This is a genomic window from Brevundimonas sp. P7753 (genome assembly GCF_013386595.1).
Lineage (GTDB): Bacteria > Pseudomonadota > Alphaproteobacteria > Caulobacterales > Caulobacteraceae > Brevundimonas > Brevundimonas bullata.
Genome location: NZ_JACARP010000250.1, coordinates 1 through 374, shown reverse-complemented (window position 1 = coordinate 374; position 374 = coordinate 1). Strand labels below are relative to the sequence as shown.

Annotated in this window: 1 protein-coding gene; it reads right to left on the bottom strand. The window is 59.4% G+C overall.

All coding sequences use genetic code 11. From position 1 onward, the window contains the following. Window positions 1-374: TonB-dependent receptor domain-containing protein (locus HX774_RS19435; protein WP_178829035.1), on the bottom strand; the 374-nt coding region annotated here is incomplete at both ends.

Sequence of the window (374 nt, the reverse complement as noted above, 5' to 3'; positions counted from 1 at the left end):
CTTGTCGACTATGCCAGTCGACTTTGCGCGTGTCATGCGTCCAGCGCAGGCCGGCCGAAACCGAAAGCCGGTTACTGAAGGCGTACGATCCGTGAGCGAACACGGCGTAGCTCGTGTTGGTTGCCTCCGAATCGACCCAGTTGGAAAGGGATGGCGTCGTCGCGGAGATGGCGACGACCCCTGGGTTGCGGTTGATCTCGTCGCCGGACTCCCAGAAGTAGAATAGGCCCAGGACGGTATCGAGCTTGCCGAAACTACCTTGAAGTTGCAACTCGTTGCTGAACTGTTCGGTGTCCTGGAGGCCGCAGTATCTCTGGATGTGAGATCGCGTTCCCAAGGCGTCCAGGCAGTAATCCACGCTGATGTCGCGCCAG